Source organism: Marinobacter shunpengi (genome assembly GCF_045449715.1).
Taxonomy (GTDB): Bacteria; Pseudomonadota; Gammaproteobacteria; order Pseudomonadales; family Oleiphilaceae; genus Marinobacter.
The window spans coordinates 44,374-71,233 of sequence record NZ_JBJJLA010000009.1 but is presented as its reverse complement, the minus strand read 5'-3'; the positions used below and the strand labels follow the sequence as shown (position 1 = coordinate 71,233).

At 62.7% G+C, this 26,860-nt stretch carries 23 protein-coding genes; 11 read left to right on the top strand and 12 right to left on the bottom strand.

Annotated elements, in window-relative coordinates:
• Nucleotides 1–107: 107 nt before the first annotated feature.
• Entirely contained in the window at nucleotides 108–1,700 is a 1,593-nt protein-coding gene (locus tag ACJO3T_RS03355; RefSeq protein WP_406977761.1) for an isocitrate lyase, read from the top strand.
• A 196-nt stretch (nucleotides 1,701–1,896) separates the two neighbouring features.
• Here the strand turns inward: ACJO3T_RS03355 and ACJO3T_RS03350 are convergent, their stop codons facing one another.
• Both ACJO3T_RS03350 and ACJO3T_RS03345 read right to left on the bottom strand, forming a co-directional pair.
• The gene (locus ACJO3T_RS03350; RefSeq protein ID WP_406966110.1) at nucleotides 1,897–2,985 is read right to left on the bottom strand and encodes a M48 family metallopeptidase; all 1,089 of its coding nucleotides are present in this window, start codon (nucleotides 2,983–2,985) and stop codon (nucleotides 1,897–1,899) included.
• Nucleotides 2,960–4,261 carry a YjgN family protein gene (locus ACJO3T_RS03345; RefSeq protein WP_406977759.1) on the bottom strand — a complete coding sequence of 434 codons (1,302 nt, stop codon included), beginning with the start codon at nucleotides 4,259–4,261 and terminating at the stop codon, nucleotides 2,960–2,962. The genes ACJO3T_RS03350 and ACJO3T_RS03345 overlap by 26 nt, the downstream gene beginning before the upstream one ends.
• A 483-nt stretch (nucleotides 4,262–4,744) precedes the next feature.
• Between ACJO3T_RS03345 and ACJO3T_RS03340 the strand changes: the two genes are divergently transcribed.
• Genes ACJO3T_RS03340 through ACJO3T_RS03325 form a run of 4 tightly spaced genes read left to right on the top strand, consistent with a single transcriptional unit; the run spans nucleotide 4,745 to nucleotide 7,231 of the window.
• On the top strand, nucleotides 4,745–5,611 hold the full coding sequence (locus ACJO3T_RS03340) for a dentin sialophosphoprotein (RefSeq protein WP_406977758.1): 867 nt from the start codon (nucleotides 4,745–4,747) through the stop codon (nucleotides 5,609–5,611).
• 51 nt (nucleotides 5,612–5,662) lie between these two features.
• Nucleotides 5,663–6,016: a hypothetical protein gene (locus tag ACJO3T_RS03335; protein WP_406977757.1), complete on the top strand. Its 354-nt coding sequence runs from the start codon at nucleotides 5,663–5,665 to the stop codon at nucleotides 6,014–6,016.
• A gap of 13 nt (nucleotides 6,017–6,029) precedes the next feature.
• The gene (locus ACJO3T_RS03330; protein WP_406966114.1) at nucleotides 6,030–6,722 is read left to right on the top strand and encodes a C39 family peptidase; all 693 of its coding nucleotides are present in this window, start codon (nucleotides 6,030–6,032) and stop codon (nucleotides 6,720–6,722) included.
• A gap of 2 nt (nucleotides 6,723–6,724) precedes the next feature.
• Nucleotides 6,725–7,231 (top strand): hypothetical protein, encoded by a 507-nt coding sequence (locus tag ACJO3T_RS03325; RefSeq protein ID WP_406966115.1) that lies wholly within the window; start codon nucleotides 6,725–6,727, stop codon nucleotides 7,229–7,231.
• A 103-nt stretch (nucleotides 7,232–7,334) separates the two neighbouring features.
• On the opposite strand, the gene ACJO3T_RS03320 is transcribed toward ACJO3T_RS03325, so the two are convergent.
• The 3 genes from ACJO3T_RS03320 to ACJO3T_RS03310 form a co-directional block, all read right to left on the bottom strand.
• Nucleotides 7,335–8,396: a transporter gene (locus ACJO3T_RS03320; protein WP_406977756.1), complete on the bottom strand. Its 1,062-nt coding sequence runs from the start codon at nucleotides 8,394–8,396 to the stop codon at nucleotides 7,335–7,337.
• A 9-nt stretch (nucleotides 8,397–8,405) separates the two neighbouring features.
• Nucleotides 8,406–9,800: a sigma-54-dependent transcriptional regulator gene (locus ACJO3T_RS03315; RefSeq protein ID WP_406966117.1), complete on the bottom strand. Its 1,395-nt coding sequence runs from the start codon at nucleotides 9,798–9,800 to the stop codon at nucleotides 8,406–8,408.
• Between the two features lie 169 nt (nucleotides 9,801–9,969).
• Complete coding sequence (locus ACJO3T_RS03310; RefSeq protein WP_406977755.1) at nucleotides 9,970–10,101, bottom strand: hypothetical protein; 132 nt, start codon at nucleotides 10,099–10,101, stop codon at nucleotides 9,970–9,972.
• A 157-nt stretch (nucleotides 10,102–10,258) separates the two neighbouring features.
• On the opposite strand from ACJO3T_RS03310, the gene ACJO3T_RS03305 reads away from it, so the two are divergent.
• The 3 genes from ACJO3T_RS03305 (at nucleotide 10,259) to ACJO3T_RS03295 (ending at nucleotide 14,231) form a co-directional block, all read left to right on the top strand.
• A complete protein-coding gene (locus tag ACJO3T_RS03305) occupies nucleotides 10,259–12,025 on the top strand; it encodes an SLC13 family permease (protein ID WP_406966119.1) in 1,767 nt (588 codons plus the stop codon).
• Between the two features lie 94 nt (nucleotides 12,026–12,119).
• Nucleotides 12,120–13,463 (top strand): selenoneine synthase SenA, encoded by a 1,344-nt coding sequence (gene senA / locus ACJO3T_RS03300; RefSeq protein ID WP_406977754.1) that lies wholly within the window; start codon nucleotides 12,120–12,122, stop codon nucleotides 13,461–13,463.
• Between the two features lie 27 nt (nucleotides 13,464–13,490).
• Nucleotides 13,491–14,231: a putative 4-mercaptohistidine N1-methyltransferase gene (locus ACJO3T_RS03295; RefSeq protein ID WP_406966121.1), complete on the top strand. Its 741-nt coding sequence runs from the start codon at nucleotides 13,491–13,493 to the stop codon at nucleotides 14,229–14,231.
• A gap of 424 nt (nucleotides 14,232–14,655) precedes the next feature.
• Here the strand turns inward: ACJO3T_RS03295 and ACJO3T_RS03290 are convergent, their stop codons facing one another.
• The 6 genes from ACJO3T_RS03290 to ACJO3T_RS03265 all read right to left on the bottom strand — a co-directional run bounded on the left by ACJO3T_RS03290 (nucleotide 14,656) and on the right by ACJO3T_RS03265 (nucleotide 20,739).
• A complete protein-coding gene (locus tag ACJO3T_RS03290; protein ID WP_406966122.1) occupies nucleotides 14,656–15,885 on the bottom strand; it encodes a heme biosynthesis HemY N-terminal domain-containing protein in 1,230 nt (409 codons plus the stop codon).
• Nucleotides 15,882–17,051 (bottom strand): uroporphyrinogen-III C-methyltransferase, encoded by a 1,170-nt coding sequence (locus ACJO3T_RS03285; RefSeq protein WP_406977753.1) that lies wholly within the window; start codon nucleotides 17,049–17,051, stop codon nucleotides 15,882–15,884. The genes ACJO3T_RS03290 and ACJO3T_RS03285 overlap by 4 nt, the downstream gene beginning before the upstream one ends.
• 12 nt (nucleotides 17,052–17,063) lie before the next feature.
• Entirely contained in the window at nucleotides 17,064–17,888 is an 825-nt protein-coding gene (locus ACJO3T_RS03280) for a uroporphyrinogen-III synthase (protein WP_406977752.1), read from the bottom strand.
• Nucleotides 17,869–18,810: a hydroxymethylbilane synthase gene (hemC, locus tag ACJO3T_RS03275; protein ID WP_406966126.1), complete on the bottom strand. Its 942-nt coding sequence runs from the start codon at nucleotides 18,808–18,810 to the stop codon at nucleotides 17,869–17,871. Before hemC ends, ACJO3T_RS03280 begins: the two co-directional genes overlap by 20 nt.
• A 118-nt stretch (nucleotides 18,811–18,928) precedes the next feature.
• A complete protein-coding gene (locus ACJO3T_RS03270; RefSeq protein WP_406966193.1) occupies nucleotides 18,929–19,669 on the bottom strand; it encodes a LytR/AlgR family response regulator transcription factor in 741 nt (246 codons plus the stop codon).
• Nucleotides 19,669–20,739, bottom strand: a complete 1,071-nt coding sequence (locus tag ACJO3T_RS03265; RefSeq protein WP_406966127.1) for a sensor histidine kinase — start codon at nucleotides 20,737–20,739, stop codon at nucleotides 19,669–19,671. The genes ACJO3T_RS03270 and ACJO3T_RS03265 overlap by 1 nt, the downstream gene beginning before the upstream one ends.
• A 91-nt stretch (nucleotides 20,740–20,830) precedes the next feature.
• Here ACJO3T_RS03265 and argH point away from each other — a divergent pair, with 91 nt between their 5' ends.
• Nucleotides 20,831–22,225, top strand: a complete 1,395-nt coding sequence (gene argH / locus ACJO3T_RS03260) for an argininosuccinate lyase (protein WP_406966128.1) — start codon at nucleotides 20,831–20,833, stop codon at nucleotides 22,223–22,225.
• Nucleotides 22,226–22,257: 32 nt separating this feature from the next.
• Here the strand turns inward: argH and ACJO3T_RS03255 are convergent, their stop codons facing one another.
• Complete coding sequence (locus tag ACJO3T_RS03255) at nucleotides 22,258–23,460, bottom strand: EAL domain-containing protein (protein ID WP_406966129.1); 1,203 nt, start codon at nucleotides 23,458–23,460, stop codon at nucleotides 22,258–22,260.
• 235 nt (nucleotides 23,461–23,695) lie between these two features.
• On the opposite strand from ACJO3T_RS03255, the gene ACJO3T_RS03250 reads away from it, so the two are divergent.
• Together ACJO3T_RS03250 and lptM are read left to right on the top strand one after the other, a co-directional pair.
• The gene (locus tag ACJO3T_RS03250; RefSeq protein ID WP_406966131.1) at nucleotides 23,696–26,590 is read left to right on the top strand and encodes a class I adenylate cyclase domain-containing protein; all 2,895 of its coding nucleotides are present in this window, start codon (nucleotides 23,696–23,698) and stop codon (nucleotides 26,588–26,590) included.
• Between the two features lie 127 nt (nucleotides 26,591–26,717).
• The gene (gene lptM, locus ACJO3T_RS03245; RefSeq protein WP_406966132.1) at nucleotides 26,718–26,858 is read left to right on the top strand and encodes an LPS translocon maturation chaperone LptM; all 141 of its coding nucleotides are present in this window, start codon (nucleotides 26,718–26,720) and stop codon (nucleotides 26,856–26,858) included.
• Nucleotides 26,859–26,860 lie beyond the last annotated feature (2 nt).

Genomic DNA, 26,860 nt, shown 5'->3' with positions numbered 1-26,860 from the left:
AGCGGAGTGTCTAAAGTAGGGCGCAATCTTCGGTGATCTGCTCAAATTTTGAGCGGGATGCTGGTTCACTGAATGATCCTCAACCCTAAACAGCAAGGACTGAGACCATGCCTTACGCACAAGACGTTGACCAGATTGCTTCCATCCTGAAGCAGAACCCGACCTGGAACGCTATCAATCCGAAGCACGCCGCCCGCATGCGTGCCCAGAACAAGTTCAAGACTGGCCTGGACATCGCCAAGTACACCGCCAAGATCATGCGCGAGGACATGGCGAACTACGACAAGGACACCTCCCAGTACACCCAGTCCCTGGGCTGCTGGCACGGTTTCATCGGTCAGCAGAAGATGCTGTCCATCAAGAAGCACTTCGGTTCCACCAAGCGTCGCTACCTGTACCTGTCCGGCTGGATGGTTGCCGCCCTGCGCTCCGAGTTCGGCCCGCTGCCGGACCAGTCCATGCACGAGAAGACTGCCGTGTCCGGCCTGATCGAAGAGCTGTACACCTTCCTGCGTCAGGCTGACGCCTGGGAACTGAACCACCTGTTCCGTGCCCTGGAAGAAGCCGAGAACGCCGGCGACACCGCCAAGGCTGAAGAACTGATCAAGCAGATCGACAACCACGAAACCCACGTGGTACCCATCATCGCCGACATCGATGCCGGTTTTGGTAACGCCGAAGCGACCTACCTGCTGGCCAAGAAGATGATCGAAGCCGGTGCCTGCTGCATCCAGATCGAGAACCAGGTCTCCGACGAGAAGCAGTGTGGCCACCAGGACGGCAAGGTCACCGTTCCCCACGCCGACTTCCTGTCCAAGATCAACGCCGTTCGTCTGGCGTTCCTGGAGCTGGGTGTGGATGACGGTGTTATCGTTGCCCGTACCGATTCCCTGGGTGCCGGCCTGACCCAGAAGCTGGCCGTTACTGACGAGCCGGGCGACCTGGGTGACCAGTACAACAGCTTCCTCGACGGCGACTACATCGAAGACGCTTCCGAGATCAACAACGGTGACGTTGTGATCAAGTCCGACGGCAAGCTGATGAAGCCCAAGCGTCTGCCTTCCGGTCTGTTCCAGTTCCGCCCGGGTACCGGCGAAGACCGCGTTGTGCTGGACTGTATCACCAGCCTGCAGAACGGTGCTGACCTGCTGTGGATCGAAACCGAGAAGCCCCACGTTGGCCAGATCGCCAGCATGGTTAACCGCATCCGCGAAGTGGTGCCCGATGCCAAGCTGGTCTACAACAACAGCCCGTCCTTCAACTGGACCCTGAACTTCCGTCAGCAGGTATTCGATGCCTGGAAGGAAGAAGGCAAGGACGTATCCGCCTACGACCGCGACAAGCTGATGAGCGAAGAGTATGACAGCACCGAGCTGGCCCAGCTGGCCGACGAGTGGTGTCAGAACTTCCAGCGCGACGGTGCTCGCGAAGCGGGTATCTTCCACCACCTGATCACCCTGCCGACTTACCACACCGCGGCCCTGTCCACCGACAACCTGGCCAAGGGCTACTTCGGCGACGAAGGCATGCTGGCCTACGTTGCTGGCGTACAGCGTAAGGAAATCCGTCAGGGTATCGCTACCGTGAAGCACCAGGATATGGCCGGTTCCAACATCGGCGATGACCACAAAGAGTTCTTCGCAGGTGACGCGGCCCTGAAGGCCGGTGGTAAGGACAACACCATGAACCAGTTCGGCTAAGCCGACGGTTCAGGCGTCCGGCAGCACCTCCCCACGGGGCGGTGACTGCCAACCGGAAAAGCCGGGGGATTCAGTCCTCCGGCTTTTTTTGTGTCCGCATGGGTGACGTCGTTAAAGGCGAGCTCGCCAATCGGGAGGGCTGTGATGTCGCAGAATAGTATTCCTGAGCACGGGAACGGGTCGAAGGAATCGGTTATCACGGCTGTGCAGCGTTACGGAATCGCTCAATCCGTTCCGAGGTCAGCGGGTGGGTGGAGAACAGGCCTTCCAGATGTTGTCCCAGGCCACCGCTGTCTTCGTCGGTGGGCTCGTCAACCCCGGCGAGGGAATCGGACTCCCGGAACGGATTATCCAGCCGGGTCATCAGATTCACGAAGTCCATCGGGTCCAGGTCGTTTTCCCGGATGACCTGCAGGGCGTAGTCGTCAGCCTCCCGTTCCATATCCCGGGAGTAGGCCAGGTTCATCATCACGGCGGGCAGGCCCACGGAGGCGTCGGAGACGGCCGACAGGTCGCCGGTCATCAGGACCATGATCCAGGCGCTGAGGGAGCTTTGCACGATGCGCTGCATGCCGTGCCGGTGGACCACATGGCCCATTTCGTGGGCCAGCACGGTGATCAACTCCTGATCGCTCTCGGCCAGCTCGACGATACCGTCCGTGAATACCAGGGTGCCGTCCGGCAGCGCAAAGGCATTGGCGCCGAAGCCGTCACGAAACAGGATGGTGAATTGATAATCCGGCTCGGTGGCCATTATGGGTTGAAAGGCCTCACGAAGCGCCTGCTGTCGCTCCTCGGGCAGGGTGGATGGTTCCAGGGCAAATTCGTCCAGTTGCGCCATGGTGCCGTCTGACAGGGCCGTCACGGTCGACGGTGGCAGGGTCAGCGCGACGGTGCGGGCGGCCAGGGGGATGCCATGGGTAAAGGTCAGGATGGTCAGCAGGACCGTGACCGCCGTTGCAAACAGGATCAGCCCGATGTGGTTTTCCAGCCGGTGCACCAGCCGTGCCACCAGCCCCTGGTGGAAGTGCCCGGCAATGGCGTCGACCCCGTCATTGTCCGGGGTCTCGAAGACCTGGTTGTCGGGGAGATAGACATAGCGGGGGGCATTGCCGACCCGGGGGGCGATACGGATCTCGTACCACTCAAGGTCCTGGGAGGTCGTGTCGCTCTCCAGGGCGAGCCGGTCCGCCTGACGGATCAGGCGGGCCGGGAAGCCCTGGGAGGAGGTGCCGGTATAAAGACGTCCCTCAACCACCTCAGACCGGGAGGAAGCTTCCGACATCGAAAGCCTCTCCCATCTCATCGCCCAGGGCATTGGTGTGTTGCGCTTCGGCGGCGACGAAGTTGTCCAGGTTGCCGTGGATCGCCATATGGGTCTGGGAGGCCCGGTAGCTGGCGAGGCGGACCTTGGCCCAGGGGATGAACAGGCCCAGGGTCAGGGCGGTCAGGATGCTGTTGCTGACGATCAGCCAGACCATCCGGCCGGGTGCCAGTTCTGAACCGAAACCGTGGGACTGCAGTTCGGCGTGGTTCATCAGCAGGTTGGTCATGCCCGCCTGGAAGTAACCGAACAGTGCCAGGTAGCCGGCCGTCATTACCAGGAAGGTAAGGATCGGGTGGATGACGCCACCGGCGACGGCGGCGCCGACCCCGAACGCGAGAATCAGCAGCAGCGCCTTGCCGAAGAAGCGGTAGTAGGTGCCGTCGGTGCCGGTCCAGCTAAAGGCCGCGGTACCGTAGCGGGCGTTCTCCACCATGAACTTGTGCATCCGGCGGGCCGCCATGGGCGCCAGCAGGCCAAGGGTGAACAGCGTCAGTACCGGCCACACGAACAGCACCATGAAGGCCTGTCCGTAGGTGCCCTGGAAATCGAACCGGATGTTGCGGTAGGCGCTGTTGATGGCGTGGAACTTGAGGCCCCGCACCACCATCCAGGGCATGGCAATCAGCAGTAGCAGGACCAGCAGCAGGCCGGCAATCGGGAACAGTTCCGTGATGAGGGTGTAGATCACCAGGGCGACAAAGGCGACGATCCGCCCCTTGAGGATGGCGATGGGACTCGCCAGGTACTGGAAGCTGGCTCCCTCCAGTTCGGTGTTGCCGTAGAAATACTGGTTGTTGCGGACCTTTGCCCAGGCGGAATAGATACCCAGGGTCACCACGGTCAGCAGGATGTTGACGATCCAGATGCCGAAGTATTCCTTGCCCGTGCCATGGAAGCGGAAACCGGAGGTATGGATTTCCGTGCCGTCCGGCTCGGAGGCCTGGTCTGCCCGGTTGACCGGCGGCCTGGGCGGCTGGCCGGAGGACACTGGCGCCCTGGTGGTCATGGGAATCATTTCGGCGATGACACCGGCCTCACGCAGGCGGCTGACATATTTCTCGGCCTGGACCCGGTTGATACCGGATTTCATGACCACCGGCTGGCCGCTGAACAACTGATTGATCCGGGCCTCGGGGATCCGGAACAGGGACTGGACGTTGGCCCTCGCCGTGGCTTCCTCCACACCGTCGGCAGTGTGCCCCTCGAATACGATCTTGTACTGTTGATCTGACATGGCATTCCCTTGCTGGCAGGTTGGCAACACAATGGCTCATCGGAACCATTACAGCTTGTCCATGTTAACCCATATTTATTCTTATCCTGTGATGGGTTGCACACTTTCCTGATGTTCCCTGGTTTTTGTCTGAATGCGGAGCCGCGGCCGGTGCCGGGGGCGCCTGACAGGGCCCCATGTATAGATTCTTTACAGTGCCTGTCCTGTGTCAGGTTTATGAATTGTCTTGGGAAACGGTTCTTTGGCGCTTTCTGGCGCAAAAACCTGTTTCAGGGATGAAACAGAATGGCCGGCAGGTTTCCAACGATCTCCCCGCCCAATGGGAAAATTCGTCGATAAAACAAGCCATTATTCTCCGTTCCCGGATCTGGCACAGAAATCGCTCTACCACGACTGAGGGCCTGGTGTGTGGTGTATTGGTAAGCGCCCCGGTGTCAGAGGCCCCAAGCAGGTAACAACCAACTGTGTAGAGGGATCGATATCATGAATACCAAGAAGAGCTTGTTGGCCGTGGCCATTGCCCTGGGACTGGGAGTTTCCGGTTTTGCCTATGGAGACCAGGGAGGCGACGGAGATCCAAACACCAACGCGGATGACACATCCACCGCCAATAACGGCTATTCCGGCAATACCGACTCCGGTAATGACAATTCCACTGACAACTCGAACAACTCGGATAATTCCGACAGCAGTACCGATGTCGCCGATTCGTTCAAGATCGCCGACAGTGGCAATGACATGTCGGATAACTCCGACAATTCCGACAACTCGGACAATTCGGACAGCAGCACTGACGTCACTGACTCGTTCAAGATCGCGGACAGTGGCAATGACATGTCGGATAATTCGGACAACTCCGATAATTCCGATAACTCCGATAATTCGGACAATTCCGACAACAGCACCAATGTCAGCGATTCATTCAAAGTCGCCGATAGCGGAAACGACAACTCGGACAACTCTGACAATTCGGATAACTCCGACAGTTCCGACAACAGCACCAATGTCAGTGATTCCTTCAATATTACTGACAGTGGCAACAGCGACAGTTCGGACAATTCCGCCAACGCCACTGATTCCTACAACTCTGACAGCAGCACTAACACGCTGAACCTGAGTGTCAGCGCGTTCCTGAACAATGCAGAGCTGGACGGCAGTGTATCCGGTGTTACCACCACCTATGGCAATGCTAACGGTGGCGGGTCTTACACCAGTGTCAGCAACAATAATGAGATCTCTGGTGGTTCTGCCAACTTCACCGGTGTCGGTGCCTTTGCCCAGAACGTCGGCACAGGAAGCGTGACCCAGGCTAACGTCAGCGTCATGTCGAACCTGTCCACCGGCAACTAGGGAAGAGGGGGGCCGCTGCTGACGTGGTGGCCCCGTTTCAGGAGAACCGCCATGGGTAAAATCATCAGTCGGATTCCGCAGGTCGCGGTCTCGCTGTTTCTGCTGACCGGACTGCCGCTGGCACTGGCGGACGAGCCGTGGATGAACGCCTCCGCACTCACGGATGACCAACTGGCCGGCGAGAGCGGACGCCAGGGCGTGTCCATGCAGTGGCAGACGAATAATACCGAGCAGAACGGTACCGTTGCCGAAAATGTGCTGACAGGCGATGTGGTTACCGGTGACAACCACCTGTCCGATCAGGCGTTCGGGCAGATGAGCGGGATTGCCACGGTGATTCAGAACACCGGTAACCAGGTGGTGATCCAGGACAGCACCCAGATCAACATACTCATCAATCAGTAGCGGGAGGTGGGGCATGGGCAGGTTGGCAGCGCTGGTAGCCGTCATGATGTGCAGCCTGCCCTGGTCCCAGGTCCAGGCGGGTTCGGTGACCGTGCCTGGCATTGGCGGGGATCTCTCCATTCCGGTGGAGAGCTACCAGGAAAAACGCTTCCATCAGGTGATACGCCAGCAGTATGACTTCAGTTGCGGGTCTGCGGCCGTGGCCTCCCTGTTATCCCACCATTACGGCCATCCGGTGTCCGAGCAGGAGGTGTTCAATTCCATGTTCGCCGTTGCGGACGAGGAGAAGGTGCGTCGCGAGGGGTTCTCCATGCTGGACATGAAGCGTTACCTGGAGATGGAGGGTTTCCTGGCGGACGGCTTTCGCATGCCCCTGGCGGACCTGAGGGAACAGGTGCGGCTGCCGGTCATCGTATTGCTCAATGTCCATGGCTTCCGTCATTTCGTGGTGATCAAGGGGATCAGTGACCGGGAAGTGCTGGTGGGTGATCCGGCGAGGGGGCTCAAGGCCTACAGCCGACAGCAGTTTGACGAGTACTGGGACGGCACGGCTTTTGTGATCCGCAGTCACCTGCAACAGGGGCGGGCCTCGTTCCTGGGTGACGGCGACTGGCCGGATCTGGCCCGGGCGCCGGTGGAACGGGGGTTCCGGGAGCTGCCCGGTGCCCACACATTGCCTTACTGGCCTTCATCGAGGGAGTGGTGACCATGGACCTGAAACAATGGTGCTGGCTGCTGGTTGCCGGCGTGGTGCTGCCCGCTCCGGTCTGGTCCGCAGACCCGGTGCCGGAGGAAGCTGCCCTGTTCGGGGTACCCCTGGCGGATGAAGAACTGGACCGGCTTCGCGGCGGATTTCTCCAGGACGGTCTGGAGATTGCCATCGGGCTGGACCAGATTGTATCGATTGATGGCCAGGAGATGATCGTCAACCGGCTGACCATTCCCAACCTGAACCAGCGGGTGCGGGGGGAGGCCGTGGATCACACCATGGAAACAGTGGTGCAGGTCCTGCAACCTGACTCGTCCGGCGGTTCACGGGTGGCCACCAACCTTGGCAGCGGCACGGATGGCTGGACCACCATCATTCAGAACAATCTCAATGCCACGGTGATCCAGAATATCCACCAGCTCAATATCGAACTGAACAACCTGGGTGCCAGGTACAGGGTGCCCCAGCACCTGGGGGATCACCTGAACCACTTCCTGAGCCGCTGAGAGCCTTGATAGCCGCGTTGCGCCGGCTCGATTTGGACCGCCAAACTTTCGCCACCCCGCCTTGCTCTCAAGACTCTCAGTGGCTCTGTCACCTCGACGCGCCTCAGAGGTTGATGGGCAGGCGCAGGGTGATCTCGGCGTTGGGCGCATTTTCCGTGACCCCAACGCTGACCGTCGTGCTCAGGGTGGTGTCCGTGGTCAGTCGCTGGGACAGCCCGAACGTCAATGACCCCACGTGGACCCGGTCAAAACGGGCATCCAGCAGGCTGTTGTCCACTTCATAGTCGGCATGCCCGATAACGGAGTGGTCGTATCCCAGGCTGAAGGAGGTGCGCTCGTTGAAGGCGAACCCCATGCCGAAGCCGAAGCGGATCACGTCCCCCGGGTCGACGGTGCCGCCGTTTGCCAGCCCCTCGTCCTCCTCCATGGTCCAGACATAGCTCAGGTTGCCGAACAGGACGGCCGGGTCGGTGGGATAGATAAATGAAAACCCCGGCTCCACGGACCAGAACCCCGAGCCGGTGGGGCGTTCCCTGAGCTCCACCCCGATCGGGTTGCCATCGCTGTCGCGGACAATCCGTTGGGGAACGTCATAGGGGCCTTCGCCCGTTGGCGCTTTGACCCGCAGGCTGCCGATGATATAGGGCCAGCCATCCAGGCCGTCGTTGAGTTGGTAGCGGGCGGAAACCTCGACGTCCCCCAGCCCTTCGCCAGAGGATTCCCGGACCGTATCCAGAGGTGTGCCCTCGAAGACCTCCCGCTGCCGCAGATCCTCGTTGATGATCAGGTAGGGGACCCGCACGCCCGCCTCGAACCGGCTGGTGAAACCATATTTCATGGACACTGCTCCGGTCAGGATATCCCGCTGTACTTCCGAGATGTTGATCAGCCCCACCAATAGCGCGGGTATCACCGTGTAACCCTCGACGGCCACCACGGTGGAGTTGCTGTGGGCGTAGGACAACGACGGTTCCAGGGTCACCCGGCCCGGTGAGGTGACAATGCCCCGGTCGTAGGTGATGGAGGCAACGTCGGAGGCCTGCTCGGCGGCAACCCGACGTGCATCCTCGCCCACGGTGGTTTCCTGCGGTTCCTCCTGGCACAGGGCCGTGGCGGGCAGCAGGCCCAGGGTCATGAACAGAGACACCTGTTTCAGCGTATACATGACGATTCCTTACCGACGACTGTAACGTCCGGTAGTGCTGGGTGTGTGGATGGTGTCCGACACTGACACCTGGTACTTGTCGATCAGGCGATAGAAGGACGCCCGGGAAATCCGCAGCAGCCGTGCTGCCGCGGAAACGTTCTGGCGCGTCAGGGCCAGGCTGCAATGGAGGGCCTGCCGTTCCGCCCGTTCCCGGAACCGGGCCAGGCTGAGATCGTGCTGGTCATGGACATCGTCCGCGACGTCATGAAGCGCCAGGTCCATGGGTTCTATCCGTGAATTCCCGCTGAGCAGCAGGGCCTGGCGCAGACGGTTCTGCAGCTCGCGCAGGTTGCCCGGCCAGGAATGGGACATCAGCTGCTGTATGGCGGCAGGGCTGAGATGCTTCGAGGGCAGGTTCGGCGGCAGGCGTGTCAGTAACTGCTCCGCCAGTAGCGGTATGTCTTCCGGGCGCTCTTTCAAGCGCGGCAACCTGACCGACATTTCCCCCAGTCGGAAAAGCACGTCGATGCGGAAACGGCCCTGGTGCACAAGGTCCGGCAGGGCAGTGGATGCGGTGGCAATAATCCGGACACGGACCTGCCTGGACCTGTTGGACCCGACCCGCTCCACGATCCCCTCCTGGAGGAACCGCAACAGTGACGACTGTTGTTGCAGGGACAGCTCATCAATGCCGAGGAGCAGCAAGCTGCCTCCATCCGCCGTTTCGAGACGGCCAACCCGGAGCTCCGTGGCGTTGGTAAAGGCGCCTTTTTCATGACCGAACAGCTCGCTCTGGGTCAGTGACGAGGGCATTGCAGCGCAATTGACGATCACCAGTGGTCCATGGCGGACCGGCGATTGATCGTGTACAAAGCGGGCTGCGGCTTCCTTGCCGGTGCCGCTGTCGCCGTATATCAACACCGGTTCCGAGGTCCGGGCGAAGCTCTTGAGTCGTGCGGTTATCTGGCGTATGGCCTCCGATACCCCGGTCAGGGCAATCTGCTGGTAGTCGTTGTGGGAACTCCGTGGAATGTCCTGCCGCAGTTGGGCCATTCCCCAGAAATGCCCGACTGCCAAGGCCAGCCGGTCCCAGTCCATGGGCAGTGTGTGGTAGTCGGAGCAATGGAGTGACGTCAGGTAGCCCAAGTGCGGATTGGCTGCCGGCGCTCCGGGCAGGATGCCAATCCAGAACGTCATGCCGGACTGGGCGATCCAGCGTTCGAGGAAGGGGGCACCGGTATCCTGCGGGTAACCGGTCAGGTCTATAATGCCGACATGGCTGTGATGTCGTTGCGGCAGTCCAGGCGGGGGCCTGGCCGTATAGTCCAGTTGATGCACGTGCCACCGGGAGGTCAGTGTGGCCGGTGGTACGACACGGTTGTTACCTGCGGTCAGCCAGGTCAGGTCGCGTCTTGTTGTCATGGTTGGCGATCTTCGGTCCGTGATGCCAGGTCCGGTGGCAATTGTTATTGGTGGATACCGGACAGAGTCTGACCCGATGGGAGTGGCCTGGGCATCGGGTCAATGCCGGAGACAAACAGGTTGCGTGCCACTTGCTGAGAACTGCTTCTCATTTAATGTGTTAACTTGGTCACGAAGATGACGTTGGTAGCGGCGTGTAAAATAACTGGACAGTCAACTGGGCGTTGGCCCGCGCCGTGGCTCCATCCGCACCGTCGGTGGTGCGCCCCTCGAATACGATCTTGTCGTGTTGGTCTGACATGGCATTCCCTTGCTGGTTGTTGTCGACGCATGATTTATTGATGTGGACAATATAATTAACTGAGCGTCATAAATTAATCGTGGTGTCGAGCACGTTTTTTGACATCCTTATCGTTTACAGCAACATTTACCTGGCACTTCAGGATGGAACTCGGATTTTGACAACAGATCAGGGAATTGTTTTCGCCGTATTGCTTACCACGCTTGGCCTGTTTGTCTGGAACCGGATCCGCTTCGACCTGGTGGCCATGCTGGCGCTGCTGGCGGTTGCCGTGGCAGGCCTGGTGCCGACGGATGAGCTGTTTGCAGGCTTTGGTCACCCGGCGGTGATTACCGTTGCCGCCGTGCTGGTGATCAGCCAGGGCCTGGTGAACGCGGGGGTGGTGGACAGTATTGCCCAGGTTCTGGGTCGGGTAGGCGATCGCCCGGCGGTGCAGGTGGCCACGCTGACGGCTGTCGTGGCCCTGTGTTCAGGCTTTATCAATAACGTGGGGGCCCTGGCCCTGCTGATGCCAGTGGCGATCTGGATGGCACGGCAGTCCGGGCGTTCACCGTCCTACCTGCTGATGCCCCTGGCTTTCGGATCGCTGCTGGGCGGCACCATGACCCTGATCGGCACACCGCCGAACATTATTATTGCCTCTTATCGCGAGGGTGGCGCCAACTTCGGCCTGCTGGACTTCTTTCCGGTCGGATTCGCCATCACCCTGCTCGGCGTCGTATTCATCGCCCTGGTCGGCTGGCGGCTGACACCCCGTCGTGGTGAGGCCGATGATGGCGAAAAGCTGTTCAGCGTCGGCGACTATGTCACCGAACTGCGGATTCCGGAAGCGTCCGACTATGTGGGCCGCACCCTCCATGACCTGCTGACGGACAGCCGGGATGACGCCGACCTGGCCGTGCTGGGGCTCATCCGCGACGACAGCCGCAAGCTGGCGCCATCCACCTACCAGGTCCTGCAGGCCGGCGACCTGCTGCTGGTGCAGGCGGATACCGAAAGCCTGCAGGCTGTGGTGGACAAGGCCGGCCTGGAGCTTGGCAGTACTCCAGAGGACGCGGCGCTGGAAGAGGGTGAATCCCGCATTGTCGAAGCGGTGGTCACCACCGAGTCAGGCCTGATCGGCCAGTCCGCCAACCGGCTGCGCCTGCGCGAGCGCCATGGCCTGAATATCATTGCTGTTGCGCGGCAGGGGCACCGTGTCGACAAACGGGTAGGTCAGGTGGCCCTGCGGGCCGGGGATATCCTGCTGGTGCAGGGGCATGATGATGACGTTGATGGTGCATTGCGGGAGATTGGTTGCCTGCCCCTTGCCGAGCGGGGGTTGCGGTTTGGTACCCAGCGCCGTATCTGGATTGCTGGCGGCATCTTTCTGGCGGCCATCGGTCTGATACTGGGCGGCCTGCTTTCCGCCCCCGTAGCGCTGGTTGCTGCGGCTGTGGCGATGGTTCTGGTCAACATTCTCAATACGACCGAGGCCTACCAGGCCATAGACTGGTCCATCATTGTGCTGCTCGGGGCCATGATACCGGTGGGCGGCGCCCTGGAGTCCTCCGGCGGCGCCGGGCTGATTGCCGGCCAGTTGCTGGCGATGGGGCAGGGGCTGTCACCGGCGGTGCTGCTGGCGGTGCTGATCACGGGCACCATGCTGCTCTCCAATGTAGTCAACAATGCGGCCGCCGCCATCCTGGTGGCCCCCATTGCCCTGAGCCTTTCGGGGCAACTGGACATCGCCTCGGATGCCACCCTGATGGCGGTTGCTGTGGGGGCTTCTTGCGCCTTCCTGACTCCCATCGGTCACCAGTCCAACGCCCTGGTCATGGAGCCGGGTGGTTTCACATTTGGTGACTACTGGCGTCTGGGGCTGCCCCTGTCCGCGCTGGTCGTGGCTGTCGCGGTGCCAATGATCCTGCTGGTCTGGGCATAGAATACAGGCGTACCGGACCTGATTTACCTGCCGCGCTGATCCACTGTGGTAGTCTTTGGGTAGATACGATGACGCTCCCTTTGAAAGGTCAGGTATGTACGACAAAGACTGGCTGTTGCAACGGCTGTACGAGACCCGCGACCGGACCCTGGCGCTGGTGGATACCCTGTCGGAACATCAGTTGCAGGTGCCCTACCATCCGGGCGTAAACCCGCCCCTGTGGGAGATGGGGCATTCGTCCTTCTTTTACGAGGTCTTTGTTCTCAACCTGCTGGATGGCACCCCGAGCTACGACCCATCCATGGACGACCTGTGGGATTCCTTCCACATCGATCACCGGGACCGCTGGAGCCGGGAACTCTTCCCCGGTCGGGAGCAGACCCGGGACTACATGCTCACCATCTATGACCGCATGGCCCGGCGTATCCGGGAGCAGCCGCTGGATGAGCAGGCGCTCTACCTCTACCGCTATGCCATCTACCACCAGCACATGCACATCGAGTCCATGACCTGGTGCCGGCAGACCGTGGGTTATCCCGCCCCGCCGGCGGTCACGGATCCTCGCTCCGACGGCCTTTCGGGCAGTTATGAGCCCCTGGGTGATGCGGAGGTTCCCGCCGGTACCTGGCGCATCGGCATGCCCGGCGAGTCGGACATGTTTGCCCGTGAGGACTTTGCCTTCGACGGCGAAAAGCCCTGCCATGACGTGACCCTGGATGCCTTCCGGATTTCCCGCAGCCCGGTGAGCAACGGCCAGTTCCTGGCCTTCGTGGAGGACGGTGGCTACCGCCGCCCGGAACTCTGGTCCTTCGGCGGTCGCAAGTGGCTTCAGACGGAAGTGGACGCGCTGGTACATGGTGAGTCCGGGTCGGTCATGCAAACGCCCCGGCATCCGCTGTACTGGCGGTGGCACGATGGCCAGTGGCAACAGCGTCTGTTCGACCACTGGCGCCCCCTGGACCCCCATGCCCCGGCCATCCACATTTCCTATTGGGAGGCGGAAGCCTGGTGCAACTGGGCCGGTCGTCGCCTGCCCACGGAGGCGGAATGGGAAGTGGCCGCCCTGGGTAACCGCCCCGGTGAACCATTCCGCCGGTTCCCCTGGGGCAACGAGCCGCCCACGCCGGAGAGGGTGGATATGGACGCCACCGGGATGGGCCGGCAATCGGTGAGTGACCTGCCGGCGGGCGAAAGCCCGTTTGGCTGTCGCCAAATGATCGGCACCGCCTGGGAGTGGACCAGCGACCAGTTCCTGCCCTATGACGGGTTCCGGGTGGACATGTATCCGTTTATGTCTACCCTCCAGTTTGGGGACCACAAGGTCACCCGGGGCGGAGGGTGCGCCACGTCATCCATGCTGATCCGTGGCACTTACCGACAGGCCTATCTGCCCCAGCGCAACGATGTCTACACCGGGTTCCGCACCTGTGCGGTGTGATACCCGGGAAACCCGGAGGGTTTGCCCATGAATGTCTACGAAACCGATGAATTGCTGGGGCAGTACCTGGCCTTCCATTACGGTGACAGCCATTTTGGCGTCGGTAACTATCCGGCCCGGTGCGCCAACACCTGCCTGGAGGTCATGGCGGGGCGGGAAAAGCACCGCGCCCTGGACTTGGGCTGCGCTGTCGGTCGCACCAGTTTCGAAATGGCCCGGATTTTTGAGGAGGTGGTGGCACTGGACCTGTCACAGCGATTTATCGATGCCGCCAACACCCTGAAGACCCATGGACAGATGGAGTATTTCCTGCGGGCACAGGGGGAGCTGGGCGATACGGCGGTGGCGAGCCTGGAGGGGCACAACCTGGCCAAGCATGTGGACCGGGTCACCTTCGAGGTGGCGGATGCGTGTAACCTGGGGCCGTCGTACCGTGGCTTTGATCTGGTCTTCGCCGGCAACCTGATCGACCGCCTGCAGGACCCCGGGACTTTCCTGTCCGGTGTACACCAGTTGCTGAACGACAGGGGAGTGCTGGTGATCAGTTCCCCGTACACGCTGCTGGAGGAGTTCACCCCCCGGCCAAAGTGGATTGGTGGCTTCCAGCGCAATGGTCAGCCGTTCACGGTGCTTGATGGCATGAAGGAGATCCTGGCGCCCCACTTTGAGCTGATGCGGGATCCGGTGGATGTCCCTTTTGTGATCCGGGAAACTGCCCGGAAGTATCAACATACTATTGCTGAATTGACGGCCTGGCAGAGGAAGTAGATCACCATGGGAGAGGGGCTCCCTAGCCTGCATGTTGAGGTGCGGGGCCTCGGGGTGGTGGTACTTTCTCCGCTGCAATTCACGGTACGTCCTGTACCGACCTTGCACCGCGCCATCCCTGGCGCTGCTACGAAAGCACCACCACCCCAAGTCCCACAGAGCTTGTCGGTGACCGCAATGAGCGTTTCTGTGACGCTTCACCCACCGGTAGTGAAAGAAATTCCGCGACTGTAATCGAGATTCATTGAGGTAACTGCCAGGTTAGGCGGGGACGTGGTGGGGGACCTTTTGGAGCAGCGCCAGGGATGGCGCGGTGCAAGGTCGGTCCATGGACGGGCCGTGAATTGCAGCGGAAAAAGGTCCCCCACTGCGGCCCAGGCACCAGACCTGGATCGCCCACTCCAAACGAAGCGAATACCGGTCTTCAGGCCCGGGGCATCGGCAAATCCGGCAACCCGGTTTCCTTGACGAGGCCCTGCATCAACAGCCGCATGCTGGCCTCCTCATCGCCCATGTGGGCGTTCAATCGACTGAGTTCCGCCAGGGTTTCCTGATTGCGGCGCAGGTGCAGGCTGGTCTCGAAATACTCCCGGGCCTTGCCCCAGAGCTCATTGCGCAGGCTCAGGCGGCCCAGGGCCAGCAGCAGGTCCGGATTGTTGGGGCGGTCCTGCAGCCAGCGTTCCGCGGCCAGGAGTTGCTCGTCGGGCTTGGCACCGCAGATGCGACCATAGAGGCGGATCAGCTCATCGCTCCAGTGATTGCGCAGCACCTTCCGCAACAGGGTTTCCGCCTGGTCCTCGTCGCCGGCCCGGGCCAGCAGTTCCGCGTATACCCGGATAGTGTGCTCATCCCGCCGCATGGACCCCGGCAGCTCGTCCCACAGGCGGGTCAGGGGTGTCATATCCTGGTTACCCTGGCGCTGGCACTCGTCCGCGGCCCGGTGCAGCAATTTGTGCCAGGCCGTGCGTTCCAGCCGGTCCAGTTCCGAACTATCACCGAGCTGACGCTTGCGCAGTTCCGGCAGCAGTCGGGACAGCTCCCGCCAGTCCTCCAGGCGCACATACACATTCTTCAGCAGTTTGAGCACGAACGGATGATGGGGGGCCTGCTTGCGCAGCCGTACCAGCGTCGCCAGCGACTGTTCCAGCCGGTTGGCGTTCAACTGCAGTTGCGCCTGGGTGATGCCCACCGCCAGGTCGGAACCGGGGGTGCTTTCAAAGGCCTTGCGCAGCAGTTCGTCCACATCGTCATGGTCGCCGGATTCCGAGGCGGCCTGGGCGGCGGCCAGGTAGTTGATCAGGGGCGTGTCCGCCTGCTCCGCTGACGCCTCCAGCTTCTTGCGGGCCTGGGGCCAGTTGCCTTCCGCCAGGGCCAGCAGGCCTTCCGTGGTGCGGCGGCGGGCGCGGCGTTGCTGGCCCCTGGCCAGCCAGTTGGCCATGATACCGGTCTGCTGGGTCAGGCGGCGGATAAACCAGATAGCCGCCAGCAGGACCAGCACCAGTGCCACCAGCAACACCAGACCCACCCAGAAATTGGTCTCGATCAGGTAATTGCCCAGACTGACGCGGATGTAGCCCAGGTCATAGTGGAGGCCCTGGCTGAGCCCCAGCCCAATCAGCAGGGCAACGACGAGGATGATCGCAAGGCGGATCATGACTCACCGTCCCCGCTGTCGGCAGGCTGTTCCCGGGTCTCCCCGTCCGGGGCATCCGTGCCGTCCATGGGCGCCTCGGTGTTGGCGTGACGACCGGCAATGCGGCCCTTGAGGAGCGTCAGCGAGCGGCTGATGTCCGGCAGCTCCGGGTTGATGTCGCGCCCCTTCAGTTCCGTCAGGGTGTCCCTCAGGGCGGTGATGTGGTTGTTGCTGCTGTCGTACCAGGTGTCCAGGGAGGTGAGGGCCTTGTCCAGGGCCTGCTGGTACAGGGTGTCGTGGCCACGGAGCACCGCCAGTTCCGCCTGCTCGATCATCAGTTGCAGGTTCAGCCGTGCCCAGGCGCTCTGGTCCGGGGACAGCAGTGGCTTGACCGGTTCATCCAGGCGGCGGATGGACACCACGTTGCTCAGGCTGGACTTGACCCGTTTCCAGGCCCGGGAGAGGGCACTGGATTCCTCGCCGGTGCCGACGGTATCGCTTTGCGGGTCGTCGCCGGCATCGGTGAAGTCAGGGGCCCGCTCGATCAGGGCCCGGTCGGTGAGCTGGGTGACGGTATTCCGGGCCGCTTCCAGTCTCAGGTAGAGGCCGGTGCGGTCGACATCAGTCACGCTGCGCAGGGTCATGATTTCCCGTGCCAGTTGTTCCCGTACCGGGTAGACGCCCACGTCGTCGGTTTCCCGCAGCACCTCATCGGCGGATTCCAGGGCCGCCAGGGCGCCCCGGATGTCCTTTTCGATCTGCAGGCGCTGGTTGGCGATGCGCATCAGGTATTCCGCCTCCGCCAGCAGCCAGTCCGTGCGGGTGCGGTTGCCGGCATCCAGCAGCTCGCTGGCGGTATGGTCGATCTGCCGTTGCTGCTCGTTCAGGCGTTGCTGCTGTTCCCGCAGGGTTGTCTCCAGGGATTGCAGTCGTTCGGTGCGGCTGTCCCGGCCCTGGTTCAGCCGCTGGTCCAGTTGGCTGTTCATCTCGGTAACGTGTTGCAACGACTGCTGGAGCTGTTGCTGGGTCTGCCACTGCTGCCAGCTCCACAGTCCCAGGGCGATCAGGCCCGCCAGCAGTATCAGGCAGACCAGCCAGACCGGCCAGAGGGCGGCACGGCGGGTCTCCGGATTGGCGGGTATGGTCGCGGGAAGCTGGTTCTCGTTGTTGGATTCGGTCACGGGCATCCTTACTGGCTGTCAGGGCGATCCGGGCGTCGGGGCTGGTCCTGTCTGGTGAGGAGGATAGCAGCCAATCACCCGGTTCACGATGTCCTCGTCTGCCATGCCGCTGGCGCAGATGACCCGGTCGAACCCGGCCTCCCGGGCCTGTCGGGCCACCCGGTCGGTCGGAACCAGCAACAGACTTTTCAGGCAATTATGGCTGCTATTCTCACTCAGTGCGATGAAATTGTTCAATGTTTCCCCGGACAGCGCGATGATGACGTCGGGTGCGAACCGCTCCAGGCTGTCCGCCAACTGCTCTGGTGACGGGGTTGTTCGCTGGCGACGGTAGAGTGGCAACTGGGTGACCGACGCGCCCCGCTTTTCCAGGGTCTCGCGGATCAGGTCGCGACCGGTCTCGCCCCGGGCCAGCAGTACTTTCTCGTGGGTCAGGGTCTGTAGCGATGGCAGCGCCAGCAGGGCCTCACTGGTGAAGCCTGCCGGTGGATGCCCGGGGCTCAGTCCAGCGCTCTCCAGTACCGCCGCGGTACTGGCCCCGACTCCATACCAGTGGACGCCGGTGGGGAACTGGGGCCACCAGGTGTCCACCCGGTCCAGCAGTTGCCGGGCGGCATAGGGGCTGACGGCAATGATATGCTGGAACAGGTCCAGGTCGAGGATGACCTGCCGGCTTTCCGGGGTTTCCGGCAGGGGCACCCGTTCCATCACGGGCAGGGTGCGGGTATCGGCACCGGCTGACCGGAACGCCCCTGACAGTCGGGTGGCCTCCGGTTCCGGCCGACAAATCAGCACCCGCACGCCGGTCAGGGCAGTCACTTCCTCAGGTCGGGGTGTGTCCATAGATATCGGCCAGTATCCGGTCGGCGCCCATCCTGAGCAGGTCCTCGGCCAGTTCCCGGCCCAGGGTCTCTCCCTCGGCCCGGGCGCAGCGGCCTTCCACCCGCAGGATTTCCTTGCCGTTGACCGTGCCCACCAGGCCCCGCAGCCACAGGGTGTCTTCGTTTTCCAGCAGGGCATAGGCGGCGATGGGCACCTGGCAGCCGCCTTCCAGGCGTCGGTTGAGGGCCCGCTCGGCGCTGACCCGGTCCCAGGAGTCCCTGTGATTGAGTGGCGCCAGCAGGTCGATCAGTTCCTGGTCGTCCAGGCGGCACTCGATGCCCAGGGCGCCCTGGCCAACCGCCGGTAGCGACAGGTCGTCCGGCAGGGTGTAGCGGATGCGGTCATGGAAACCCAGGCGCTTGAGGCCGGAGGAGGCCAGCACGATGGCCTGGTAGTCACCGGCATCCAGCTTGGCCAGGCGGGTGTTGACGTTGCCCCGCAGGGTTCGGACATCCAGGTCCGGGCGGTAGTTGCGCAGCTGGGACTCGCGACGCATGCTGGCGGTGCCCACCACGGCGCCCTGGGGCAGGTCGTCCACGGTGTTGTAGTTGTTGCTGATGAAGGCGTCGGTGGGGTCTTCCCGTTCGCAGATGGCCACCAGGCCGAGACCTTCCGGGAATGCCATGGGCACGTCCTTCATGGAGTGCACGGCCAGGTCGGCGCGCCCGTCCAGCATGGCCTCTTCCAGTTCCTTGACGAACAGGGCCTTGCCGCCAATCTTGGCCAGGGGCACGTCGAGGATCTTGTCGCCCTGGGTCTTGATGCCCACCAGCTCCACCTCGACATTGTCGTGCAGGCGCTCCAGCTCGGCCTTGATGTGTTCCGCCTGCCACAGGGCGAGGGCGCTGGTACGGGTTGCGATGCGAAGGGTTCGTTTTGCCATGGTGTCCGTGTTTGTTGAGCGGAATGAGAGGAGCGGGAGACGGATTGACCCTATCCCGCCTGACTGTTTGCACAAGCCTAACCCGATGGCGCTGAAAAGTCCCGTCAGTGGGTGTTGATTACAGCTCCCGGAGCCATTGCCTGACCCGGGCCACATGGCGGCGGCTTACCGGCAACGCCTCATCGGTGTCGGCCACCCGGACCTGGCTGGAGCCATCCTCAAGGCGCTCCAGCGAGCGGATGAAGTGGGTGCCTACCAGGGTGTGCCGGTGGATGCGCAGCAGGTGCTCCGGGAACCGGCTTTCCAGGGCCTTCAGGCTCAGGTCGGTCAGTGTCTCGCCGTTGTCGTGGTGCAGGGTGACGTACTTCTGGTCGGCTTCGCAATACCTCACCCGGGTCATATCCACCAGTTCGGTACCCCGGGCGCTGCTGACACTGAGGTGGTGGCTGTCGGTGTCCGGTTGCCCCTGCAGCGCCTGGAGCTGCACCCGGTTCAGCCGTTCCGCCTGGCTCAGGGCACCGGCCAGCGCCTCCCGGCGCACCGGTTTCAGCAGGTAGGCCACCGCCTGTACCTCGAACGCGCGGACGGCGTAGTCGTCGTAGGCGGTACAGAAGATGATGGCCGGCGGATTGGGCTGCCGGGTTAACTGTGCGGCCACCTCCATGCCATCCCTGCCGGGCATGCGGATATCCAGCAGTACGATGTCCGGCATGTCCCGGGCCATGGCGTCGAGAACCTGGTCCCCGTTGGCCGCCTCACCGCTGACCCGGTAGCCGTCCAGGTCATCCACCATCCGGATAAGGCGTTCCCGTGCCAGGGGTTCGTCGTCGGCAATCAGTACGCGGCGCTGGCTGGTCATCATGTGGTACCCGTGGTTTGCCATGGGAGCCGCAGGGTGACGGTGTATAGATCATCCTGCTGGCTGTGCTTGAGCACGGCGGTTTCCCCGAACAGGGTCTGGATCCGCGCCTGGGTGTTGCTGAACGCGACCCGGTTGCCCTGGTGCTGACGGGCGCCGTCCTCCGGTTTCGGGTTCTGTACCAGCAGGTAAACGTACTGGCCGCTGCGCTGGCTTTCAATAACCACCGTGCCGCCCTCGGCCCGGGGCTGGATGCCGTGGTAGATGGCGTTCTCCACCAGCGGCTGCAGGGTCAGTGGGGGGATGGCCTGGGTGTCTAGGGCCGGGTCGGTGCGCCATTCCACCCTGAGCCGGTCGCCCAGCCGCAGTTTCTCCAGGGCCAGGTAGCGTTGGCACAGGCCGAGTTCTTCCTTCAGGGGGACCACGCGCTCCGTGGTCCTCAGCGAGGCCCGGAACAGTTCCGACAGGTCCAGCACCGCATCCTCCGCCTGTTCCGGGCGGGTACTGATCAGGCTGGCAATGGTGTTCATGCTGTTGAACAGGAAATGCGGATGGATGCGCGCCTGCAGGGCGGTGAGCCGGTAGGTCATCTCCGCCTGTTTCTGCAGCCGCCACTGGTGTTGCAGGTAGAAGTAGCGCAGGGCCATGAGGGTGGCGATAACGGCAATCAGCAGGCTCTTGCCCATGGCCTGCCCGTGTTCTGCCATGGATTCCGGGTAGAGGAAGACGCCGGCGAGTCCACTGAACAGGAGGACGTCCAGTGCCACCAGGGTCACCATGGCCAGGGTGGCCCGGGTGGTGGTCAGGCTCGACAGCCAGGGCCGGGCCAGGCAGATCAGCGCTGCGCTGGTGAGCACGGTCCACTGCACCAGCAGTGACACCAGGCCGAAATAGTTCCAGTCCAGCCACTGGCCCCGGGCATGGGCCATGGCCAGTAGCAGCACCATCAGTTCGCTGGTGATCACCAGCATGAACACGGAGCGTACCCGGCACAGGTCCGGCACGAAGAACCCGTTGAGCTGCGAGCCGGGATCATCCTGCTGACGGTTTCTGGTACTGCTGACAGTCATGCGGGTGAGAGTCCTCTCCGGAGTGTTATAATCCGCACACATTTTTTCGCACCGGATCATTCTGCCGGGCCGTCAGCAGGAAAGATACACCATGACCGACCAGAACAAGAGCTCTGAAAAACCCTGGGGAGGCCGTTTCAGCGAGCCGACCGACGCATTTGTGGAAAGGTTCACGGCCTCCGTGGATTTTGACCGGCGCCTGTACCACCACGACATCCGCGGATCCATCGCCCACGCCACCATGCTGGCGGAGGTGGGCGTGCTGACCGCCGACGAGAAGGATCAGATCATCCAGGGGCTGGAAGAGGTCCGCGCCGATATCGAGCAGGGCAGGTTCGAATGGTCGGTGAGTCTGGAAGATGTGCACATGAACATCGAGGCCAAGCTCACCGAGCGTATTGGCATCACCGGAAAGAAACTCCATACCGGCCGCAGCCGCAACGACCAGGTGGCCACGGATATCCGCCTCTATCTGCGGGATGAGATCGATGCCATCGCCGCCGAGCTGGCCCGCCTGCGGGGCGGCCTGCTGGATCTGGCGGAGCGGGAGGCGGAGACCATCATGCCCGGGTTCACCCATCTGCAGACCGCCCAGCCGGTGACCTTCGGTCATCACCTGCTGGCCTGGGCGGAAATGCTGGAGCGGGACGCCGAGCGCCTGCAGGACTGCCGCAAGCGGGTTAACGTGATGCCCCTGGGCGCGGCGGCCCTGGCCGGCACCACCTATCCCATCGATCGCACCATCACCGCGCGGCTGCTGGGTTTTGACCGGCCCACCGAGAACTCCCTGGATTCCGTCAGCGACCGGGACTTCGCCATCGAGTTCTGCAGCTTCGCGGCCCTGCTGATGACCCACCTGTCCCGCTTCAGTGAGGAACTGGTGTTGTGGACCTCAGCCCAGTTCGACTTTATCGACCTGCCGGACCGCTTCTGTACCGGCTCCTCCATCATGCCCCAGAAGAAGAACCCGGACGTGCCGGAACTGGTGCGGGGCAAGACCGGGCGTGTCAACGGCCACCTGGTCAGCCTGCTCACCCTGATGAAGAGCCAGCCGCTGGCCTACAACAAGGATAACCAGGAGGACAAGGAGCCGCTGTTCGATACCGTGGATACCGTCAAGGGCAGCCTGCGGGCCTACGCCGATATGATCCCCGCCATCACCTCGAAGGCGGACAACATGCGTGAGGCGGCCCGTCGCGGTTTCTCCACCGCCACCGACCTGGCCGATTACCTGGTCAAGAAGGGGGTCGCGTTCCGGGATGCCCATGAGATCGTGGGCAAGGCGGTGGCGTTTGGGGTTGCCGAGAAGAAGGACCTGTCGGAAATGACCCTGGTGGAGCTGCAGCAGTTCTCCGATACCATCGGTGAGGATGTCTTCGACGTACTGACCCTGGAGGGGTCTGTGCAGGCCCGGAACCATATGGGCGGCACGGCGCCGGATCAGGTGAGGGCGGCGGTGGTCCGCGCCCGGTCAAGGTTGGGCTGACCGGTTACCGGTCGCGCCGGTGGGTCGTCGATTCAGGCGATCGCGCCGGTCGACCAGTTGCCCTGGTCGGGGGTGCCCAGTTCCTTCAGTGGGCGGGGTGCGCTGACCAGTCGGCCCTGGATCAGGTGGATGCCCAGGTTCTGCACCCGCTGACGGGCAATGTCGTTCTCAACGGCGGTGGCGATGGTGATCTTGCCTGAGGCATTGGCGATTCGCTGCAGGGCTTCCATCATCACCAGGTGGGTGGGTTCGTCTTTCAGTCCCCGCAACAGTTCCGGGGCGAGTTTGATGTAGTCCACCGGCAGGCGGCCGGCAAGCCGGTAGCTGTCCATACTGTTGCCGGCACCATCCAGGGCGGTCTTGCAGCCCAGGCGTCGCAGCATGCGGCAGATCTGGCGGCAGTCGGCGGTGTAGGCGACGGCATGGTGGGCCGGGATCTCGAAACACAGGGACTCGGGTTTCAGGCCGGTCTTTTCCAGTGCCCTGGCAATAAATCCGGGAAACGTGCGGTCCTGCAGGGACCCCAGGGACAGGTTGAAACCGCAGTAGCCCATTGAGCCGGCCACCTGCGGGTGGCGATACAGGTGACACAGCGCCTGCTTGATAACCTGCCTGTCCAGGCGCCGTGACAGTTCGAAGCGCTCGATCAGGGGCAGGAACTGTGATGGCGTCATGGCGGATTCGGCACTGTCGGCGCCGCGCAGCCGGGCCAGTACCTCGAAACACCGTCCGTTTGTCCTGGCTGTCAGGGCTTCGATGGGCTGGAACTCCAGTGGCAGGCCACCATCGGCCAGGCACGAGCGGATATGGGCCAGCATGGCCTTTGTCTGGGCAATGTTTTCCCGGTGGGGGGATCGACCAGCCCGCTGGACGGGAGCCTGCTTGGGAACCACTAAGGTATCTGCGGTCTGTGAGCGGGTCGCTGACTTGGGAGCACTGGCCTTGCGCACGGTCACTTTCGCTGCCATAAAGTAACCACGGCCATGGCGCAGGGTGACGGTGAGGGGGCGGCCACTGTCGTGGTAGCCGGCATAGTCCGGGCTTAGCGGATTATCCTCGGCAGAGGCAATCAGCTGCTTGAGGGGGCGACCTTCGATGTCACCGCTGCTGTACCCAAGAACCACGGGAAGGTTGGGGTCCGTCGCGGTTACCACGCCGTCCTTATCGACGGTCAGTATGGTCGTCACGCCCTCGCCGGCAACCGGTCGGTGGCGGCAGATGACGAGCTCATTCACGTCAGAGTACTCCTGTCTCAGTCCCTGTTGTCGCTCCGTAACAGGTCGGCGGCCGGACTGCGTTATTATTCTTTCCAGTATTGCTTTGCTCTGGCGTCCAGTGCCGGGAATCCGAGGCGGTCAGTACCGGTGACCAGCTCAGTTAGATCTTCTGTTAGGCTATCCAAATGCCAACCCGATCACATTGTACAGATAATACGCGGAAAGGAAACGTCTCGATTCCGGAGTCGTGTCGATGACACCCGAACATCCTGTCTCGGTAGACTTTTCCGAAGGTGTTGACCGCAAGGTCCTGAAGCGAATTACCGATCGTTTCTGCACCCTGAACCAGCTACGGCTGGACCGTGCCCGTTCGGCGCTCACCTGGCGGCAACAGGTGGTGCTGGATTTGCTGCCACTGGCGTTCCATCTCAACCACCCGGCCCTGCCGGGTTACCATTCCACCGACTGTCCCAGGGGGCTGGACCGGTATCAGCCCTCGGACCAGGCCATGCATGCCGCCCAGCGCCTGGCCCGGTCATTTCGCTTCGGCTCCGGAAAGAAGGGGGCGACGGAGCTGACCGGTCTCTACCTGATGGGTAGCCCCGGATCCCTGGGGCATTCCGTTGCCAGTGACCTGGATGTGTGGGTGTGCCACCGGGAGGACCTGGCTCCCGAGCGGGTGGTCGCTCTGAACGAGAAAGCTGTACGGCTTACCCGCTGGGCGGAGGACTACGGCCTTGAGCTGAACCTGTTTGTGTTCAGCGCCGAGGATTTCCGCCAGGGCCGGCAGCAGGCGGAAGTCACCACGGAAGATTGCGGCAGTGCCCAGCATTACCTGTTGCTCGATGAGTTCTACCGCACCGCCATTCACCTGGGTGGGCGATACCCTCTGTGGTGGCTGATTCCGGTGGAGGACGAAGCGCGCTATGGGGAACTGACCCGGTTCCTGCAGGACAACCGCTTTATCCGCCCGGATGAGTACCTGGATTTCGGTGCTGTGCCCTCTATTCCTGTCACTGAATTCCTGGGGGCCGGCATCTGGCAGCTCTACAAGGGTATCGATTCCCCCTGGAAGTCGCTGCTCAAGCTGCTGCTGATTGAATGCTACGCCCGTGATCGGGACAACGGCCTGTTGTCCGGGGATTTCAAGCGCGCTGTCTACCGTGGTGAGACCTCGGTGGATGCGGTGGACCCCTACGTGATGCTCTACCGTCGGCTGGAGCGCTGGCTGACGGCCATGGATGCCCCGGAACGGCTGGACCTGGTGCGGCGCGCCCTCTACCTGAAGACCGGTCTTCCGCTGACCCGGGCCGGGGAAACCGCCAGCCGCTGGCAGGGGCGCATCCTGCGGGAGCTGGTATCGGAATGGGGCTGGCAGCGCGAGATCCTGTCCGAGCTGGACGCCCGGCATCAGTGGCGGGTGGAACTGGTAATGGAACTGCGCCGGCGAGTGGTGTCGGAACTTACTCACAGCTACCGGCTGCTGTCGCGTATGGCCCGCAGTGACAATGTCCGAGCCAGTATCAGCAAGGCTGACCTGGACCTGCTCGGCCGCAAGCTCTATGCCGTCTTCCAGCGAAAGGCGGGTAAGGTGGAGATCATCAATCCCGGGATTGCCCCGTCCCTGGCCGAGGAGAACCTGTCGTTCTGCCGGCGCACCGCCTCCGCGCGCCAGTCCACCCCGGACGGGTGGCTCCTCTTCCGTAACCTCGAGAGCCTGGCGGACATCGTCTGGCAGTCGCCGATCCGTCGGGCCGGCAGCCTCGTGGAGCTGGTGGTCTGGTGCCAGTGCAATGGCCTGATGTCGCCGGCGACCCGGCTGAACCTGCGCCAGGAATCCCCGGAGCCGGATGCCCCGGTCCCGGTGCTGACGGTCAAGGACCTGCGGGCCATGGCTGCGTTTATCGGGCAGCATCTGGGCATCCCCCAGCCCCCCTCCCGTGAGGCCCTGATGGCCCCGGTGCGCCCGGACACCCATCTCCTGCTGGTGAATGTCGGTGTCGATCCCCTGGCCAGGCTCACCGAACGCGGCCTGCACAAGCTTAGCGGCCAGCACGACTCCCTCGGGTTCAGTGGTGGTCGTGACAACCTGGTGGCCACCATTGAACAGGTCACCATCAACAGCTGGCGGGAAGTCAGCCTGCAGCGTTACGTGACCGGTGATGCCCTGGTGCAGTGCCTCAAGAACCTGCTGGCGCTGGTGGCCCGGGACCCGGCCCATCCTCCGGCGGTGAAGGTGTGGTGTGCCGGTGGCAGCCACGCCACCGCCATTTCCCGGCGTATCCGTGAGCTGGTGGAGGACGTTACCCGGCAGTTTTTCGCCGGTGGAACCGGGCCGCACCCGTTGCGTTACCTGCTGAAGGTGGACCAGCGCTGGTTCGTGCTGCGTTTCGAGGGTCTGGAGCCCGGATTCATCGGCCTGGCGTCGGATCAGGAACTGATGGACTACCTGGCCCGGCCCCAGGAGGAATATACCCCGGTGGTCCCGGACCGGTACGCGCTGCAACAGGATCCGGCCTTCCGCGCCGTGTGCAATGGCTGCCAGCCGGATGTCATCCAGATGTTCTGGCAGCGGGGCAGCGGCCGCCTGCGTTTCTGGGTCACCGATGAAACCGGCTCCCTGTACGGCTGGAGCCAGCCCTGGTCCGGCAGCCGGCGCCAGTCACTGCTGCCACTCATGCGGTTCCTGGAAAACCTGACGGAGCGTAGACAGCTCCGCCAGATGGCCGGAGCGGAGAGTCCGGTCGCGGGGCTGATCTGTACCGAGGTGATTGTCGAGGCCGGCGAGGCCCGCCTGGAGCGCACGCCCCTGGCGCCGGAATCCCTGTCGCTGGATGGTATTGAGCTGCAGGCGGTGGGGGTGCAGCAGGGGGATGGCAGCCTGTGTTTCGACCTGTACTGCGATGAGCAGGAATTCAGCCATGCCGAGTACGGCGACCGGCAGATGGCGGCGGTTGCCCATTACGTCCGCCAGCTCCGGCGCAGTGATGAGGATTACCCGGTCTATCTCACCGACCTTCATCTGCCCCACGATCTGGACCCGCAGATGTGGCAACAGGAACTCCAGACCTGCCAGTACCTCTGGTACCGCCAGCAGATCCAGCAGGCCCTGAACCGGGAGATAGGTGTTCCGTCTGGGCTGGTATGAGCGGCAACCGGCCGGCGCTGCGGCTCGCCCTCGTCGGGCTCCCTCAGGTATACTGCCCCATTGATTTTTTCGAGGTGCAGCCCTGTGGTGACAGGGCCATCGCCGGATGAGGCAGGAAGGTCTGACCATGAGAACTGCGATTTACCTGGCTGTGCTGGTACTGATGTCCGGCCTGGTGGCCGGTTGCGGCCAGAAGGGACCGCTGGAGCGCCCCCAGCAAACCACCACTGCTGTCTCGCCGGCGGATGAAGACGCCGAGACCCGTTAACA

Excerpts from the sequence above, each read along its gene's own strand:
- ACJO3T_RS03355 (WP_406977761.1), top strand. The coding sequence starts at position 108 with ATGCCTTACGCACAAGACGTTGACCAGATTGCTTCCATCCTGAAGCAG.
- ACJO3T_RS03270 (WP_406966193.1), bottom strand. The coding sequence starts at position 19,669 with ATGACCAGCCAGCGCCGCGTACTGATTGCCGACGACGAACCCCTGGCA.
- ACJO3T_RS03345 (WP_406977759.1), bottom strand. The coding sequence starts at position 4,261 with ATGTCAGATCAACAGTACAAGATCGTATTCGAGGGGCACACTGCCGAC.
- ACJO3T_RS03330 (WP_406966114.1), top strand. The coding sequence starts at position 6,030 with ATGGGCAGGTTGGCAGCGCTGGTAGCCGTCATGATGTGCAGCCTGCCC.
- senA (WP_406977754.1), top strand. The coding sequence starts at position 12,120 with ATGTACGACAAAGACTGGCTGTTGCAACGGCTGTACGAGACCCGCGAC.
- ACJO3T_RS03290 (WP_406966122.1), bottom strand. The coding sequence starts at position 15,885 with ATGATCCGCCTTGCGATCATCCTCGTCGTTGCCCTGCTGATTGGGCTG.
- hemC (WP_406966126.1), bottom strand. The coding sequence starts at position 18,810 with ATGGCAAAACGAACCCTTCGCATCGCAACCCGTACCAGCGCCCTCGCC.
- ACJO3T_RS03310 (WP_406977755.1), bottom strand. The coding sequence starts at position 10,101 with ATGTCAGACCAACACGACAAGATCGTATTCGAGGGGCGCACCACCGAC.
- ACJO3T_RS03335 (WP_406977757.1), top strand. The coding sequence starts at position 5,663 with ATGGGTAAAATCATCAGTCGGATTCCGCAGGTCGCGGTCTCGCTGTTT.
- ACJO3T_RS03250 (WP_406966131.1), top strand. The coding sequence starts at position 23,696 with ATGACACCCGAACATCCTGTCTCGGTAGACTTTTCCGAAGGTGTTGAC.
- ACJO3T_RS03340 (WP_406977758.1), top strand. The coding sequence starts at position 4,745 with ATGAATACCAAGAAGAGCTTGTTGGCCGTGGCCATTGCCCTGGGACTG.
- ACJO3T_RS03295 (WP_406966121.1), top strand. The coding sequence starts at position 13,491 with ATGAATGTCTACGAAACCGATGAATTGCTGGGGCAGTACCTGGCCTTC.
- ACJO3T_RS03280 (WP_406977752.1), bottom strand. The coding sequence starts at position 17,888 with ATGGACACACCCCGACCTGAGGAAGTGACTGCCCTGACCGGCGTGCGG.
- ACJO3T_RS03350 (WP_406966110.1), bottom strand. The coding sequence starts at position 2,985 with ATGTCGGAAGCTTCCTCCCGGTCTGAGGTGGTTGAGGGACGTCTTTAT.
- argH (WP_406966128.1), top strand. The coding sequence starts at position 20,831 with ATGACCGACCAGAACAAGAGCTCTGAAAAACCCTGGGGAGGCCGTTTC.
- ACJO3T_RS03265 (WP_406966127.1), bottom strand. The coding sequence starts at position 20,739 with ATGACTGTCAGCAGTACCAGAAACCGTCAGCAGGATGATCCCGGCTCG.
- ACJO3T_RS03315 (WP_406966117.1), bottom strand. The coding sequence starts at position 9,800 with ATGACAACAAGACGCGACCTGACCTGGCTGACCGCAGGTAACAACCGT.
- lptM (WP_406966132.1), top strand. The coding sequence starts at position 26,718 with ATGAGAACTGCGATTTACCTGGCTGTGCTGGTACTGATGTCCGGCCTG.
- ACJO3T_RS03320 (WP_406977756.1), bottom strand. The coding sequence starts at position 8,396 with ATGTATACGCTGAAACAGGTGTCTCTGTTCATGACCCTGGGCCTGCTG.
- ACJO3T_RS03285 (WP_406977753.1), bottom strand. The coding sequence starts at position 17,051 with ATGCCCGTGACCGAATCCAACAACGAGAACCAGCTTCCCGCGACCATA.
- ACJO3T_RS03325 (WP_406966115.1), top strand. The coding sequence starts at position 6,725 with ATGGACCTGAAACAATGGTGCTGGCTGCTGGTTGCCGGCGTGGTGCTG.